Here is a 13,778-nt window from a genome sequence, read left to right as displayed (position 1 = left end):
GTTTCTCTTCCGGAGCGATTAGCGTCTCTCTTCGGGCCGCGATCCGCTCGGATTATTCCCGCGCCAACTCTGCTCGGCAGCGGCGAGCCGTGCTTCGCGCACGCCGTCTGCCAGCCCGCGAACCAGCGTCGCCACGGCTTCGGCCGGGTCGGCGGTCGTCTTGCCGTCGGGGCCGAGGACATTGGCCACCGCGTTGACGATCGCCGTTCCCACCACCACGCCGTCGGCCGCGGCACCTATGGCGCGCGCCTGGTCCGCCGTCTTCACACCGAAGCCCACGCAGACCGGCAAGTCGGTGTGGCTCTTGATCCTTGCAACCGCCGCGCCGACCTTGGGAACGTCGGTCAATGCCGAGCCCGTGATCCCCGTCATTGAGACGTAATAGACGAAGCCGGAAGTGTTCTCGAGCACCTTGGGCAGCCGCTTGTCGTCCGTGGTGGGCGTTGCAAGCCTTATGAAATTGAGCCCACCCTTCAGCGCCGGCAGGCAGAGTTCCTCGTCCATCTCCGGCGGCAGGTCCACGATGATCAGCCCGTCTATGCCGGCAGCCTTGGCATCCGCGACGAAGCGCTCCACCCCATAGATATAGATGGGGTTGTAGTAACCCATCATCACGACGGGAGTCGCGTCGTCGCCCTCGCGGAAGGTGCGCGCCATCTCCAGCGTACGCTTCAGCGTCTGCCCGCCCTTGAGCGCGCGCAGGCCCGCTGCCTGGATCGCCGGGCCATCCGCCATCGGATCGGAGAACGGCATGCCGAGTTCGATGATGTCGGCGCCAGCCTTGGGCAGCGCCTTCATGACGGAGAGCGAGGTGTCGTAGTCGGGGTCGCCGCCCATGAAATAGGTGACGAGCGCAGGGCGGTTCTCGGATCGCAGCTTCTCGAAAAGCGCATCAATGCGGTTAGCCATCGCCTACGCCTCCATGCCGAGATGCTTGGCGACGGAAAAGATGTCCTTATCGCCGCGTCCGCACAAATTCATCACGATGACCTTGTCTCTGCCCATCTTCGGCGCGCGCTTGATGACTTCGGCCAGGGCATGGGCGGGCTCCAGCGCGGGAATGATGCCCTCCAGCCGGGTCAGAAGCTGGAAAGCCTCCAGCGCTTCCGTGTCCATGATCGGCACATACTCGACGCGGCCCGATTCCTTGAGCCAGGAATGCTCGGGGCCGATGCCGGGATAGTCAAGGCCGGCCGAGATCGAATGGCCATCCTTGATCTGCCCGTCCTCGTTCTGCAGCAGATAGGTCCGGTTGCCGTGCAGCACGCCGGGTGCGCCCGCCGTCAGCGAGGCGCAATGCTCGTCGCCTTCAAGGCCCCTGCCACCCGCTTCCACGCCCACCATCTGCACACCACGGTCGTCGAGGAAAGGATGGAACAGGCCGATAGCGTTCGAGCCTCCGCCGACGGCAGCTACAAGCATGTCGGGCAGGCGGCCTTCGGCCTCCAGCATTTGTTCCTTGGCCTCCTGGCCGATGACCGACTGGAAATCGCGCACCAGCTCCGGATAGGGATGCGGCCCGGCGGCGGTGCCGATCAGGTAATAGGTGTCGTCCACATTCGTCACCCAGTCGCGCAGCGCCTCGTTCATCGCGTCCTTGAGTGTGCCATGACCTGAGGAAACGGGCTTCACCTCTGCGCCCAGAAGCTTCATGCGGAAAACGTTAGGCGCTTGCCGCTCGACGTCGGTGGCGCCCATATAGACAACGCAGGGCAGGCCGAAGCGCGCGGCGACGGTGGCCGAGGCTACGCCATGCTGACCGGCGCCCGTCTCGGCGATGATGCGTGTCTTGCCCATGCGGCGGGCGAGCAGGATCTGCCCCAGGCAGTTATTGATCTTGTGGCTGCCCGTGTGGTTCAGCTCATCGCGCTTGAAATAGATCTTTGCACCACCCAGGTGCTCGGTCAGGCGCTCGGCGAAATAGAGCGGTGAAGGCCGGCCCGTATAATGCTTGCCCAGCTGGTCGAGCTCGGCCTTGAAAGCCGGGTCTTTCTTGGCCGCGTCCCAGTGCGCCTCGAGGTCGAGGATCAGCGGCATCAGCGTCTCGGCGACGAAACGGCCGCCGAAAATGCCGAACATTCCCTGTTCGTCGGGTCCGGTGCGGAAGGAATTTGGCTCAGCCGGCTGGTTCAATACCGTCTCCTCGTCGTCAGGCGGTGCCTTCCGTGCGCGCCGCCCGGACGGCACGGAAGAAATCGCGGATAAGCTGCGGGCTCTTTTCGCCCGGCGCGGTTTCCACGCCGGAGGAAATATCGATGCCGCGCGGCCGCGTTGCCGCGATCGCTTCACCGATATTGCCTGCGTTCAGGCCACCCGAAAGCATGTAATCGACCGTGCCGTCAAGCGAAGCCAGCAAGCGCCAATCGAAGGCAATACCGTTGCCGCCCGGCAGTTCCGATCCGGCGGGAGGCTTAGCGTCGAACAAAAAGCGGTCGGCGACGCCATAATAGGGCTGCACGGCATCGAAATCGGCCGCTTCGCGGATCGGGAAGGCCTTCATCACCGGCAGTCTGTAACGCGCCTTGACTTCGGCGACCCGTTCCGGGCTCTCCTTGCCGTGAAGCTGCAGCATATCGGGCTCCATGGCCGCGACGATGGCATCAAGCGTCGCCTCATCGGCATCGACGGTCACCGCGACCGCCTTGGCCCGCTCGCGCACGGCTTGCCGAAGTCGTCCTGCCTCGACCTTGCCCACGTTGCGCGGGCTTTTCCCGAGGAAGATGAAGCCCACATGGCTCGCGCCGCAATCCAGCGCCGCTGCCAGTGCGTCGTCCGTTTTCAGGCCACAGATCTTGATATCGAGGGTCATGGAAGAGGGAGTGACATGAAATTTTGGCGGAGTCGAGGTTGGTTTAGGGCCGTGGAGCAATGAGGGAGTAGGCAGTAGGGCAAAAAGACCAGGGGTCATACTGCCTTATTGCCCTATCCCTTAGCCGTCCTCGAACCGTATCGCCTGCAGCGCTGTTCCGTTGCGTTTCAGCCATGCCTTCGCTTCATCGGTGCGCGGACACAGTTCTCTGCACAGCTTCCAGAAACGGGGGCCGTGATTCATTTCCTTCAGATGCGCCACCTCGTGGGCAACCAGATAATTTATGACCGCCGGAGGCGCCATCATGATCCGCCAGGAGAAGGACAGGACACCGTCGGAGGTGCAGGAGCCCCAACGGCTGCTCGTGTCGCGGTAGCGGACGGCCTTTGCCTTGCGGCCGACCGCATCCGTGTGCTTTGCCACCAGCATTTCCAGGTCGCGCTTCGCCTCCCGCTTCAGGAAATCGCCGACCCGTCGAGGCAGGTGCCGCCGGTCGCCGCTGACGATTAGGGCTGGCTCACCGTCGATCTCGTCGACAACAACGCCGCCGCGTCGTCCCGGCTCGTGCACGATGATATGGGGCACGCCACGCAGCGGCACCTTGATGCCCGGCCGCACGGCCGGGCGTTCCGGTAATCTGACGATGCGCTCTTCCAGCCAGCCCTGATGCCGGCCGATAAAGCGCTGGACTTCCGACGCCGATATTCCCGGCGGGACCGTGACCCGCAAGCCACCGCCGCCCGGTTCTATCCTGAGCGTCAGCCGCCGCGCCCGTGCGTTCTCGACAACGCGCAGCGGCAGTGTTCGCCCCGCCACTTCGTGGCTCAGTTCGGGTGTGGGCACCTTGAGCCTCGCCGTCTTGAAGGGATTGAAGATCATCAGCAAAGAATAAGCGATTCGGCAGGCGCGGTCAGATACAAAACGGCGCCCGAAGGCGCCGCAGGGGGAGAGATCATGAAAGAATTCCGCGCTCAGTCTTTGCCGTTTACACCCGGAACGCTGGGATTGTGACCGGACTTCCGCTCGTTCATGAAGCGGTCGAACTCTTCCTTGTCCTTGGCGCGGCGCAGTTCGCGTACATAGTTGTCGAACTCGTCGCGCATGGCTTCAAGCTTGCGCCGCTCTTCGGCCAGACGCTCAAGTTCCTGTTCGCGCCATTCGTCGAACGCGATATTGCCGGTGCGCGCATGGCTGCGCCGGGCTTGACGGCAATTGGCGAACATGCCGTCGGTCGCGCGGTTTATGTCGCGTTTGAATTCCCCGAGGCGGTCTCCCCACAGAATGTAGGCGAGCATGGCGAGGCCGAGGGGCCAGAACAACATGAAGCCGATCACCATCAGGGCGATGGTCGCGGGAGTCCATGCCGGTCGGATAAGGGCTGTATTGGTCATCGTTACCATATCCTCATCGGTTGAAGTGCAGGGGCTGCGGCCGCTTCAAACGAGATGGGGACAGATCGCCGCCGATTCAAGAAAGGGCCGGAGGGAATCGGTCATGCCTTTGAAAAACATGGAAATTTTCAGGCCTCAGGCAGCCCTTTCAACCAGCGCTTCCGCCACGCGCAGGATCATCTCGATGTCTTGCGGACGCGACAACCTGTGGTCGCCGTCACGAACGAGCGACAGCGTCACGTCGTCGGCCGGCAGATGTTCGACCAGCCGCATGGCGTGGGCATAGGGCACGTCGGGATCGGCCATCCCTTGAATAATGTGCACCGGGCAATGGGTATCGATGACGCCTTCCAGCACCAGATTCCTGCGCCCGTCATCGAAGAGCTTCTTTGTATAGATATTGGGTTCGTCGGAATATTCCGAGGGCTCCTCGATCAAGCCCTGCCGCTCCAGATCCCGCCGATGGGCATCCGTCAACTCGGGCTCCATGAGCTCCTTGGTGAAATCCGGTGCCGGCGCGAGCAGCAGCAGCCCACCCAGGCGACTACCCTCTCCTGCGCGGTTCAGTTCCTGGACCATCCTGAGCGCAATCCACGCACCCATGGACGAGCCCACGAGCACCTGCGGCCCTTCGGTGAAGTGGCGGAAGACGGCGAGACTTTCCTCCAGCCAGCGCGAGATGGTGCCGTCCGCGAAGGCGCCACCCGATTCGCCGTGGCCGGAATAATCATGGCGCGTCATCGCCCGCCCATGCGCCGCGGCCCACTCGGCCAGCGCCACGGCCTTGGTTCCCATCATGTCGGACCTGTAACCGCCGAGCCAGACGAGGCCGGGAGGGCTTCCGGGCTGATGGCGCACCGCTATGGCGTTTCCGTCGACTTCGATTTGTGTTGCCGAGCTCTGGTTCATGAATATCCTCCGGTGGCAACCTTTTTGGCGCCGGCGCCGTTTTCGTCAAGCCGAAGGCTGGCGCAAAGCAGTCGCGGCATGTTCTTGCAGGTGATTCTTTGTGCCACCTATGCTATTGACACAACGCCCGACAAGCGCACATAGCGCATGCCTGTCGCCAGGGCTCAGCCGTTCCGTCAATGATTTGAGGAGACAACGACCATTCGCAGACCATTCAAAGCGCCGCCTACAGTCAAGGAAGGCCCACGCGCCAATCGTGAGATTCGGGCCGTCCGGGTTCAGCTCATCGACGACGAGGGCAACAACCGCGGCATCCAGCCGATCGATGAAGCCCTGAGGATCGCCGAAGATGCCGGTCTCGATCTCGTCGAGGTTTCACCCAACGCCGATCCGCCTGTCTGCAAGATCACCGACCTCGGCAAGCTGAAATATCAGAGCCAGAAGAAGGCCGCGGAAGCGCGCCGAAAGCAGAAGACGGTAGAGATCAAAGAAATCAAGATGCGGCCGAACATCGACACGCATGACTACGAGACCAAGATGAAGGCTGTGCGCCGCTTCTTCGAAGAAGGCGACAAGGTCAAGCTGACACTTCGTTTCCGTGGCCGCGAGATGGCTCACCTGGAGCTCGGTATGCAATTGCTGAACCGTGTGAAGGAAGAGGTTGAACCGATCGCCAAGGTTGAGGCCGAGCCGAAGCTTGAAGGACGGCAGATGATGATGGTGCTGGCGCCGCGCTGAGCGGTGGTCCACGCCGTTCCATTGATATTGGAAGGTTGGCCGTTCGCGGCCGGCCTTCATCCGTCAAAACCGGTTGCGCGCAAAGCGCTTCGCCGCTATAACGCCGCGTCTCGAACCGGCCGGCAGGGCATGCCGTGTCGGTTCCTAATGCTGAAAACAGCTCGGAAACAGGCCAGCGAATCCTTCCGGGATCGCGGCATCGAAGCGCCAAGGCCCTTCGACGAGCCAATAACGGAGTAGCAAAATGCCCAAGATGAAGACCAAGTCTTCTGCCAAGAAGCGGTTCAAGGTGACCGCCACCGGCAAGGTGAAAGTCGCCGCCGCAGGCAAGCGCCACGGCATGATCAAGCGTTCCAACAAGTTCATCCGCGACGCGCGGGGCACGATGGTTCTTTCCGATCCCGATACCAAGATCGTGAAGAAGTTCATGCCCTACGCATTTTAAGCGGACGAGATTAAGGAGATCATGTTATGGCACGCGTAAAGAGGGGCGTTACGTCCCACGCAAAGCACAAGAAGGTCCTGAAAGCCGCGAAAGGCTTCTATGGACGTCGCAAGAACACCATTCGCATCGCGAAGCAGGCAGTCGAAAAGTCGCTGCAATACGCCTATCGCGATCGCAAGAACCGCAAGCGCAATTTCCGCGCTCTGTGGATCCAGCGCATCAATGCCGCCACCCGCGAACACGGCCTGACCTATGGCCGCTTCATCGACGGCCTCAACAAGGCCGGTATCGAGGTCGATCGTAAGGTCCTGGCCGATATGGCGGTGCACGAGCCGCAGGCTTTCGCCGTTCTGGTGAAGAAGTCGAAGGCGGCTCTGGAATACCTTAAAGAAACCACACCGAATGCGTTTGAAAGCGCTGTCGCCTAAGGCCAGCGCTCCCGGTACGCATCCGCACAATTCGGGAAACCCGCGCTGGCAAGCCTGGCGCGGGTTTTTCGTTGTTACTGTTTTGGAAGATTGCTGTTTTGAAAGATTTTATTGTGGATATGAAAAATGAAGATGAACCAAGGCCATTTCGACGAACACACCGAAAACATGAGCGGGCTCTCGCCTCAGGCACTGGAGGACCTGCTACGCCTGCTTGTGCTCGGCCAGCGGCAGCGCGTTTCCAGCGCTGATCTGGATGGCCGGAAGGTCTGGATCAAGCGCCACGATGCCGAGCCGACTCCACTCTCCGGCCGGCTTCATGCGGTGCTGTCGCCGCTCATTCCCGTTCATGCTCTGCGGGCCTCGCCAAAGGCGAGTACGGCACAGATGGTCGAGCGTGAAATCCGCAAGATGCAAGCCTTTCGCGAGGCTGGTTTCGAAACACCCCAGGTCCTGCACAGTGCCGCCGCGATCATGGTGCTTTCGGACCAGGCGAGGATCGTCCAGCAGGAGCTCGATCGGCTCAGGCCGGTGGATGCCTCGCGTCATGACCAGTTGCTGATCGAGGCCGCAGCCGTGCTCGGTCGTGCCCACTGCCGTGGCCTCTGTCACGGCCGTCCCCATCCGCGCGACATGTTCATTGCCGAAGGCGGGTGGGGCTTTGTCGACTTCGAGGAAGAGCCGGAAGCCTCGATGCCGCTGTGCGCCGCGCAGGCACGGGACGTCTGGCTTTTATTCCTGCAGATTTCCACCCAGGCCCTTCAGCCGGAGACCGAGGACAGGGCGCTGGCCGCCTATCGCGCCGAAGCGCCCTCGGGCTCGCTGATCGGCCTCAAATCCATCATCAATGTGCTTTCGCCCTTGCTTCCTGTCCTCTCCCTGGTTGAAAAGGTGTCGCTGCTCGGCAGCGACGGGCGAAGGCTGCTCTCGGCGACCCGCTTCCTGAAAGGGACGCTGGCCGCAACAGGAGCCGAAACCGAAACGTCAAAGCCGGTAGCGGCAGGCTGAAGGAAGGACCATGACCGATCTGGACCAACTCGAACGTTCGATCCTAGAAGACATCGCCTCTGCTTCCGACGAGCAGGCGATCGAGGCGGTGCGCGTCACCGCGCTGGGCAAGAAGGGGACGATCTCCGAGAAGTTGAAGACGCTTGGCGCCATGACCCCGGAAGAGCGGCAGGTGATGGGGCCGGCGATAAACGGGCTGAAGGACCGCGTCGCCGAAGCGCTTGCCGGGCGCCGGGCGATCCTGCGCGACGCGGCCATCGCCGCCCGCCTGGAGCGCGAAAAGGTGGACGTCACCCTGCCGGTCGTTCGCCCTCCCGCCGAGCGCGGCCGCATCCATCCGATCAGCCAGGTCATTGACGAGATTTCCGCGATCTTCGGCGATCTGGGATTCGCCATCGCCGAAGGCCCGGACATCGAAACCGACTATTACAATTTCACGGCGCTGAACTTCCCCGAAGGCCACCCCGCCCGCGAAATGCACGACACGTTCTTCTTCCCCCCCGACGAAAAGGGCGAGCAGAAGCTCCTGCGCACCCATACGTCGCCGGTCCAGATCCACACGATGGAGGCGCAGAAGCCGCCAATCCGCATTGTCATTCCGGGTAAAACCTACCGGCAGGACTCGGACGCGACCCACACGCCCATGTTCCACCAGCTCGAAGGTCTGGTCGTCGATAAGACGTCCACTGTCGGGCACCTGAAATGGGTGCTGGAAGAGTTCTGCAAGGCCTTTTTCGAAGTGCCCGCGGTCAATATGCGCTTCCGCCCGTCCTTCTTCCCCTTCACCGAGCCGAGTCTCGAACTGGACATCCAGTGCGACCGCTCGACGCCGGGCGAGGTTCGTATCGGCCAGGGCTCCGACTGGCTGGAGATCCTCGGCTGCGGCATGGTGCACCCCAATGTCCTGCGTATGTCGGGAATCGATCCCGACGAGTATCAGGGCTTCGCCTGGGGCATGGGCATCGACCGCATCGCAATGCTGAAATACGGCATGCCGGATCTACGCGCCTTCTTCGACGCCGACGTTCGCTGGATCGACCATTATGGCTTCCGCCCGCTCGACATGCCGACATTGTTCGGCGGACTGAGCAGCTAGGGGAGAACGAATACCAATGAAGTTCACGCTTTCCTGGCTCAAGGATCACCTTGAGACCGACGCCACGCTCGGCGAGATCGTCGACAGGCTCACCATGATCGGGCTTGAGGTCGAGTCCGTGGACGACAAGGCGGCGCTGAAACCCTTCGTGATCGCGAAGGTTCTGAGCGCCCAAAGGCATCCCGACGCCGATCGGCTGCAGGTGCTTTCCGTCGATACGGGCGACGGGAAGCCGGTGCAGGTCGTCTGCGGCGCACCCAATGCGCGCGCCGGTCTCGTCGGCGCGTTTGCCGCACCTGGTGCCTATGTGCCGGGCATCGATACCACCCTGTCGGTCGGCAAGATCCGTGGCGTCGAAAGCCACGGCATGATGTGCTCCGAGCGCGAGCTCATGCTTTCCGACGAGCATGAAGGCATCATCGACCTGCCCGAGGATGCCCCGGTCGGCACCCCGTTCGCGAGCTGGGCCAGCCTCGACGATCCGGTCATCGAGATCGGATTGACACCCAACCGGCCGGACTGCACCGGCGTCCTCGGCATCGCACGCGACCTGGCGGCAGCCGGGCTCGGCCGGCTGAAAAGTCCGGCGGTGGAGCCCGTTGCCGGCAAAGGGCCAAGCCCCGTGGCCGTGTCCATCGCGGCGCCCGATCTGTGCCCCGGCTTTGCCCTGCGCGCGGTGAAGGGCGTGAAAAACGTCCCGTCGCCTAAATGGATGCAGCAGAGGCTGATCGCGATCGGTCTGCGGCCCATCAACGCGCTGGTCGACATCACCAACTACGTCACCTTCGACCGGGGCCGCCCGCTGCACGTCTTCGACGCCTCCAAGGTGAAGGGCAATCTCACGGTCCGTCGCGCGCGCGACGGTGAGAAGGTGCTGGCGCTCGATGAGCGCGAATACGAGTTGACGTCCGATATGTGCGTCATCGCCGATGAGGAGGGTGTGGAATCCATCGGCGGCATCATGGGCGGCGAACATTCGGGCTGTGACGAAAACACCACCGACGTGCTCATCGAATCGGCCCTGTGGAATCCCGCTAATATCGCCCGCACAGGCCGTAGTCTCGGCATCATCACCGATGCGCGATACCGCTTCGAGCGCGGCGCTGACCCGAAAATGATGGTCCCGGGCCTCGAACTGGCCACCCGCCTTGTACAGCAAATCTGCGGCGGCGAAGCGACCGAGGCGCAGGTGGAAGGCTATGCCGGCTACCGGCCGCGCACCGTCAGCTTCCCTTACAGCGAGGTCAAGCGCCTGACCGGCCTGGATGTGACCGCCGACGAGAGCGCCGGCATTCTCACGCGGCTGGGCTTCGGCGTCGAGGGAAGCGGTGAGACGGCCCTCGTCTCCATCCCCTCCTGGCGTCCGGACGTGGACGGCAAGGCCGATCTCGTCGAAGAGGTTATGCGCATCCACGGCGTTAACGAGATCGCGCCGCAGCCGCTTTCCGCCTCGGGCACGGTCAGCAAGCGCATCCTCACCACGCTGCAGGTCCGCACGAGACTCGCCCGGCGGGCGCTCGCGGTGCGCGGCATGATGGAAGCCGTCACCTGGACCTTCATCCCGCATGACCATGCAGCTATCTTCGGAGGCGGCGCCAAGGCCTTGCAACTGGCGAACCCGATCGCCGCCGACATGTCGGACATGCGCCCTTCGCTGCTGCCCGGCCTTTTAGCAGCCGCCCAGCGCAATGCCGACCGGGGCTATGGCGACGTTGCACTCTTCGAAGTGTCCAGCATCTATGAGGGCGACGAGGCGGGCGATCAGCGCCGCGTGGCGGGCGGCGTGCGCCGCGGCACCGCCCGTATGGAAGCGCATGGGCGCCACTGGTCGGGCAACGCCCCGGCGGTCGGTGTCTTCGACGCCAAAAGCGACGCCCTGGCCGTGCTGGATGCCTGCGGCGCACCCGTGGATAGGCTGCAGATCACCGCCGGTGGGCCGGACTGGTATCACCCCGGCCGCTCCGGCACGATCAGGCTCGGCCCGAAGGTCGTGCTCGCCACCTTCGGCGAGTTCCATCCAAGAACGCTGGAAATCCTCGATGTCTCGGGGCCACTCTGCGGGTTCGAGGTATTCGTCGATGCCATTCCGGAACCGAAAGCCCGCGCCACGCGCACCAAGCCGAGGCTCGACCTGTCGCCCTTCCAGGCGGTAAGGCGCGACTTCGCCTTCGTCGTCGACAAGGCGGTCGAAGCTGCCAGCATCACCCGCGCCGCCGCTGCTGCCGACAAGAAGCTCATCACCGGCGTGCGTGTGTTCGACGTCTTCGAGGGCGCGGCACTCGGGGAGGATCGGAAGTCGGTGGCGATCGAGGTCTCGATCCAGCCTGTCGACAGGACCCTGACCGACGAGGATTTCGAGACGCTGGCCGCAAGGGTGGTCGAAAACGTCAAGAAGCAGACCGGCGGCGAGCTGCGCGGCTGACCCTACATGACACTGCTCCCGTGCCGGGCTAACCTGCCGGCATGGGACGCGTCATGATCCGCAACACGAGGGCTGGCTACGGCCTGCTCGCGATCGCCCTGCACTGGACGATCGCGGCTCTCGTCGTTGGTCAGATCAGTCTCGGGTTGGTCATGCTGCGGGTGACTGACCAGCGCCTCGCCTTTGATCTCATCCAGTGGCACAAATCCATCGGGCTTCTGATTCTGGCGCTTATCGTGATCCGGCTTGCCTGGCGGATGGCCAATCCGCAACCCCGGCCTTTGGCCTCGCTGCGGCGCTGGGAAAAGACGGCCTCGCAGGCGGTCCATCGATTACTCTACGCGCTTCTGATTGCCTTACCGCTGACGGGCTGGGCGCTGGTTTCGGCATCCGTACTCGGCATCCCGACACTTGTCTTCGGCCTGTTCCTGTTTCCGCATCTACCGGTCGGCGTCTCCGAAGGCGGCGAGGATTTCTGGCGCCTGCTCCATGGTTCCCTGGGTTTTACGGCGCTGGCCCTCGTCGTGATCCATATCGCTGCGGCCCTGCGCCATCACTTCATCCTTCACGACGGCGTTCTGAGGAGGATGCTGCGCCCCGTCCGTCGCACGAAAGCGTGAGTGGAACGTGCTTGAAGCGTATTGGATAGTGAACCACCCGGGGGAACGAGGATGGTTGAGCGATTTCCCGCGATAGCGGTTCTGCTTTTTCTTGCCGCATCTGTGCAGGCTGCGGCGGCGCCCTCCCTGTCGGCTGTGGTGGGCCGCTATTCGATCATGACGCCGGGATCAAGCCTCTTCTTCGCCGTGCCCGCGGTCGGCGGACCGGGAATCACGGGGAGGTTCGACAGATTTGACGGCAGGATCGACATTCCGGCATCGAGTGTCGAGCACGCCCGCGTGGAGATCATTATATATCCCGATAGCGTGGCGACCGGCCAGAAACGCGTCGACGATTTCCTCAAATCCAACGCCGTCTTCGATACAGCGAACGAGCGGACCATCGTCTTCCGTTCGACCCATGTCCAGCGGACCGGCGAGGACACGGCAACCATCGTAGGTAGCCTGACCGCCCGCGGCCGCACTTTCCGCGAGACATTCCATGTCAGGCTTGCCGAATCCGGGCGGGGCGCGCTTCGCTTCCATGTCGAGGGCAGGGTCCTGCGCTCCCGTTATGGCATGGATGTTGGGACACCCATCTACTCCAACGTCGTCGATTTCGATATGAACCTCGCTTTCCGTCGCCGGTAGAGCACCGTTCCACCTTCCCGTATTCACCCGGACCTCGGGTGGTTCCACCTGTCTGCAAAATGTTATACTGAGCCGAGCGCCCTCCCGAATGCGCAGGGCGTGCACAAATTTATTGATCTACGTGTCGTGCTTTCCGGAAATCGATGCTGGTTCTCGGGGCCGATACTGTAGTGTCACGACACTGGTAGGGGAGGTTTTCATGTTCCGCTGGGGTATTCTGTCGACGGCCAAGATCGGCCGCGAATTCGTCATTCCGCAGCTTCAGGATGCGGAGAACGGCGTGGTTACGGCTATTGCCAGTCGCGATGGAGCGCGGGCAAAGGCTGTTGCGGCCCGCTTCGGCATTCCGTACACCTTCTCCTCCTACCAGGCGCTGCTCGCTTCACCGGAAATCGACGGCGTCTATATTCCCCTGCCCACCTCGCAGCATGTGGAATGGGCGGTGAAAGCGGCCGATGCCGGCAAGCACGTGCTGGTCGAAAAGCCACTGGCGCTGGATGCGAAGGACATCGCGCCTGTGATCGAGGCGCGGGACCGCAACAAGGTCGTGATCGCCGAAGCCTTCATGGTCACTTATCATCCCCAATGGATAAAGGCGCGCGAACTGGTCGCCGAAGGCGCCATCGGCCGCCTGCGCCATGTGCAGGGAGCCTTCACCTATCATAATGTCGATCCCGACAACATGCGCAACCGACCGGAACTGGGCGGCGGCGGTCTGCCCGACATCGGCGTCTATCCGACCGTCGGCACCCGCTTCGTCACCGGAAAGGAGCCTCGGCGCATCCAGGCCATGGTGGAGCGCGACAAGGCCTTCGGCACGGATATATATGCCAGCGTGAAGGCCGATTTCGCCGACTTCGAGATGAGCTTCTATGTCTCCACCCAGATGGCGGCACGCCAGATGATGGTGTTTCACGGCGATGAAGGCTTCATCGAGATCGAAACACCGTTCAACTCACGCGTCTATGGCGACGATCGCCTCATCCTGCACAACGCCGATCATGCACTGTCGACCGTGTACCGGTTCGGCGACATCCGGCAGTACCGGCTTCAGGCCGAAGCCTTCGCCCGTGCGGCGAGCGGCGAAAAGGCCGATCTGTTCTCGCTCGAGGATTCGGTGAAGAACCAGAAAGTCATAGACGCGATCTTCCGTGCCTCGAACCATGAAGGCTGGGAAGCGGTGGAAGGGACTTGAAGCGCGGGCCACTGCATTGGCCCGAAAATCGGAATTGGTTTCCGGAAAAGCACGATGTGTAGGCTCGAACGGACACAGGGCGCTGTA

At 62.7% G+C, this 13,778-nt stretch carries 15 protein-coding genes; 9 read left to right on the top strand and 6 right to left on the bottom strand.

Annotated elements, in window-relative coordinates; genetic code table 11:
- Positions 1-18: 18 nt before the first annotated feature.
- From trpA to N1058_RS03915, 6 genes are all read right to left on the bottom strand, one after another.
- Complete coding sequence (trpA, locus tag N1058_RS03940) at positions 19-909, bottom strand: tryptophan synthase subunit alpha (protein WP_265516181.1); 891 nt, start codon at positions 907-909, stop codon at positions 19-21.
- Between the two features lie 3 nt (positions 910-912).
- Positions 913-2,133: a tryptophan synthase subunit beta gene (gene trpB, locus N1058_RS03935; RefSeq protein ID WP_265516180.1), complete on the bottom strand. Its 1,221-nt coding sequence runs from the start codon at positions 2,131-2,133 to the stop codon at positions 913-915.
- A gap of 16 nt (positions 2,134-2,149) precedes the next feature.
- A complete protein-coding gene (locus tag N1058_RS03930; protein ID WP_265516179.1) occupies positions 2,150-2,809 on the bottom strand; it encodes a phosphoribosylanthranilate isomerase in 660 nt (219 codons plus the stop codon).
- Positions 2,810-2,929: 120 nt separating this feature from the next.
- Positions 2,930-3,688 (bottom strand): M48 family metallopeptidase, encoded by a 759-nt coding sequence (locus N1058_RS03925; protein ID WP_265516178.1) that lies wholly within the window; start codon positions 3,686-3,688, stop codon positions 2,930-2,932.
- Positions 3,689-3,780: 92 nt separating this feature from the next.
- The gene (locus N1058_RS03920; protein ID WP_265516177.1) at positions 3,781-4,200 is read right to left on the bottom strand and encodes a DUF2852 domain-containing protein; all 420 of its coding nucleotides are present in this window, start codon (positions 4,198-4,200) and stop codon (positions 3,781-3,783) included.
- A gap of 135 nt (positions 4,201-4,335) precedes the next feature.
- Entirely contained in the window at positions 4,336-5,109 is a 774-nt protein-coding gene (locus N1058_RS03915) for an alpha/beta hydrolase (RefSeq protein WP_265516176.1), read from the bottom strand.
- Between the two features lie 201 nt (positions 5,110-5,310).
- Here N1058_RS03915 and infC point away from each other — a divergent pair, with 201 nt between their 5' ends.
- The 9 genes from infC (at position 5,311) to N1058_RS03870 (ending at position 13,691) form a co-directional block, all read left to right on the top strand.
- A complete protein-coding gene (gene infC / locus N1058_RS03910; protein ID WP_265516366.1) occupies positions 5,311-5,847 on the top strand; it encodes a translation initiation factor IF-3 in 537 nt (178 codons plus the stop codon).
- 244 nt (positions 5,848-6,091) lie between these two features.
- On the top strand, positions 6,092-6,292 hold the full coding sequence (gene rpmI / locus N1058_RS03905; protein WP_265516175.1) for a 50S ribosomal protein L35: 201 nt from the start codon (positions 6,092-6,094) through the stop codon (positions 6,290-6,292).
- A 26-nt stretch (positions 6,293-6,318) separates the two neighbouring features.
- Complete coding sequence (gene rplT, locus N1058_RS03900) at positions 6,319-6,720, top strand: 50S ribosomal protein L20 (protein ID WP_265516174.1); 402 nt, start codon at positions 6,319-6,321, stop codon at positions 6,718-6,720.
- 126 nt (positions 6,721-6,846) lie between these two features.
- A complete protein-coding gene (locus N1058_RS03895; protein ID WP_265516173.1) occupies positions 6,847-7,728 on the top strand; it encodes a BUD32 family EKC/KEOPS complex subunit in 882 nt (293 codons plus the stop codon).
- A gap of 10 nt (positions 7,729-7,738) precedes the next feature.
- Positions 7,739-8,824: a phenylalanine--tRNA ligase subunit alpha gene (gene pheS, locus N1058_RS03890; protein ID WP_265516172.1), complete on the top strand. Its 1,086-nt coding sequence runs from the start codon at positions 7,739-7,741 to the stop codon at positions 8,822-8,824.
- A gap of 16 nt (positions 8,825-8,840) precedes the next feature.
- Positions 8,841-11,246, top strand: a complete 2,406-nt coding sequence (gene pheT, locus N1058_RS03885; protein WP_265516171.1) for a phenylalanine--tRNA ligase subunit beta — start codon at positions 8,841-8,843, stop codon at positions 11,244-11,246.
- 53 nt (positions 11,247-11,299) lie between these two features.
- Positions 11,300-11,866, top strand: a complete 567-nt coding sequence (locus tag N1058_RS03880; RefSeq protein ID WP_265516170.1) for a cytochrome b — start codon at positions 11,300-11,302, stop codon at positions 11,864-11,866.
- Positions 11,867-11,917: 51 nt separating this feature from the next.
- A complete protein-coding gene (locus N1058_RS03875) occupies positions 11,918-12,496 on the top strand; it encodes a YceI family protein (protein WP_265516169.1) in 579 nt (192 codons plus the stop codon).
- A gap of 199 nt (positions 12,497-12,695) precedes the next feature.
- On the top strand, positions 12,696-13,691 hold the full coding sequence (locus tag N1058_RS03870; RefSeq protein ID WP_265516168.1) for a Gfo/Idh/MocA family protein: 996 nt from the start codon (positions 12,696-12,698) through the stop codon (positions 13,689-13,691).
- The last annotated feature ends 87 nt before the right edge of the window (positions 13,692-13,778 follow it).

The organism is Nitratireductor luteus, assembly GCF_026162365.1.
Classification (GTDB): Bacteria; Pseudomonadota; Alphaproteobacteria; order Rhizobiales; family Rhizobiaceae; genus Chelativorans; species Chelativorans luteus.
This window is presented reverse-complemented; position numbering and strand designations above follow the sequence as displayed.

Bases quoted from the DNA above. Each gene is read 5' to 3' on its own strand.
- trpA (WP_265516181.1), bottom strand. From the start codon at position 909: ATGGCTAACCGCATTGATGCGCTTTTCGAGAAGCTGCGATCCGAGAAC.
- N1058_RS03930 (WP_265516179.1), bottom strand. From the start codon at position 2,809: ATGACCCTCGATATCAAGATCTGTGGCCTGAAAACGGACGACGCACTG.
- N1058_RS03925 (WP_265516178.1), bottom strand. From the start codon at position 3,688: ATGATCTTCAATCCCTTCAAGACGGCGAGGCTCAAGGTGCCCACACCC.
- N1058_RS03920 (WP_265516177.1), bottom strand. From the start codon at position 4,200: ATGACCAATACAGCCCTTATCCGACCGGCATGGACTCCCGCGACCATC.
- N1058_RS03915 (WP_265516176.1), bottom strand. From the start codon at position 5,109: ATGAACCAGAGCTCGGCAACACAAATCGAAGTCGACGGAAACGCCATA.
- rpmI (WP_265516175.1), top strand. From the start codon at position 6,092: ATGCCCAAGATGAAGACCAAGTCTTCTGCCAAGAAGCGGTTCAAGGTG.
- rplT (WP_265516174.1), top strand. From the start codon at position 6,319: ATGGCACGCGTAAAGAGGGGCGTTACGTCCCACGCAAAGCACAAGAAG.
- N1058_RS03895 (WP_265516173.1), top strand. From the start codon at position 6,847: ATGAAGATGAACCAAGGCCATTTCGACGAACACACCGAAAACATGAGC.
- pheS (WP_265516172.1), top strand. From the start codon at position 7,739: ATGACCGATCTGGACCAACTCGAACGTTCGATCCTAGAAGACATCGCC.
- pheT (WP_265516171.1), top strand. From the start codon at position 8,841: ATGAAGTTCACGCTTTCCTGGCTCAAGGATCACCTTGAGACCGACGCC.
- N1058_RS03880 (WP_265516170.1), top strand. From the start codon at position 11,300: ATGATCCGCAACACGAGGGCTGGCTACGGCCTGCTCGCGATCGCCCTG.
- N1058_RS03875 (WP_265516169.1), top strand. From the start codon at position 11,918: ATGGTTGAGCGATTTCCCGCGATAGCGGTTCTGCTTTTTCTTGCCGCA.
- N1058_RS03870 (WP_265516168.1), top strand. From the start codon at position 12,696: ATGTTCCGCTGGGGTATTCTGTCGACGGCCAAGATCGGCCGCGAATTC.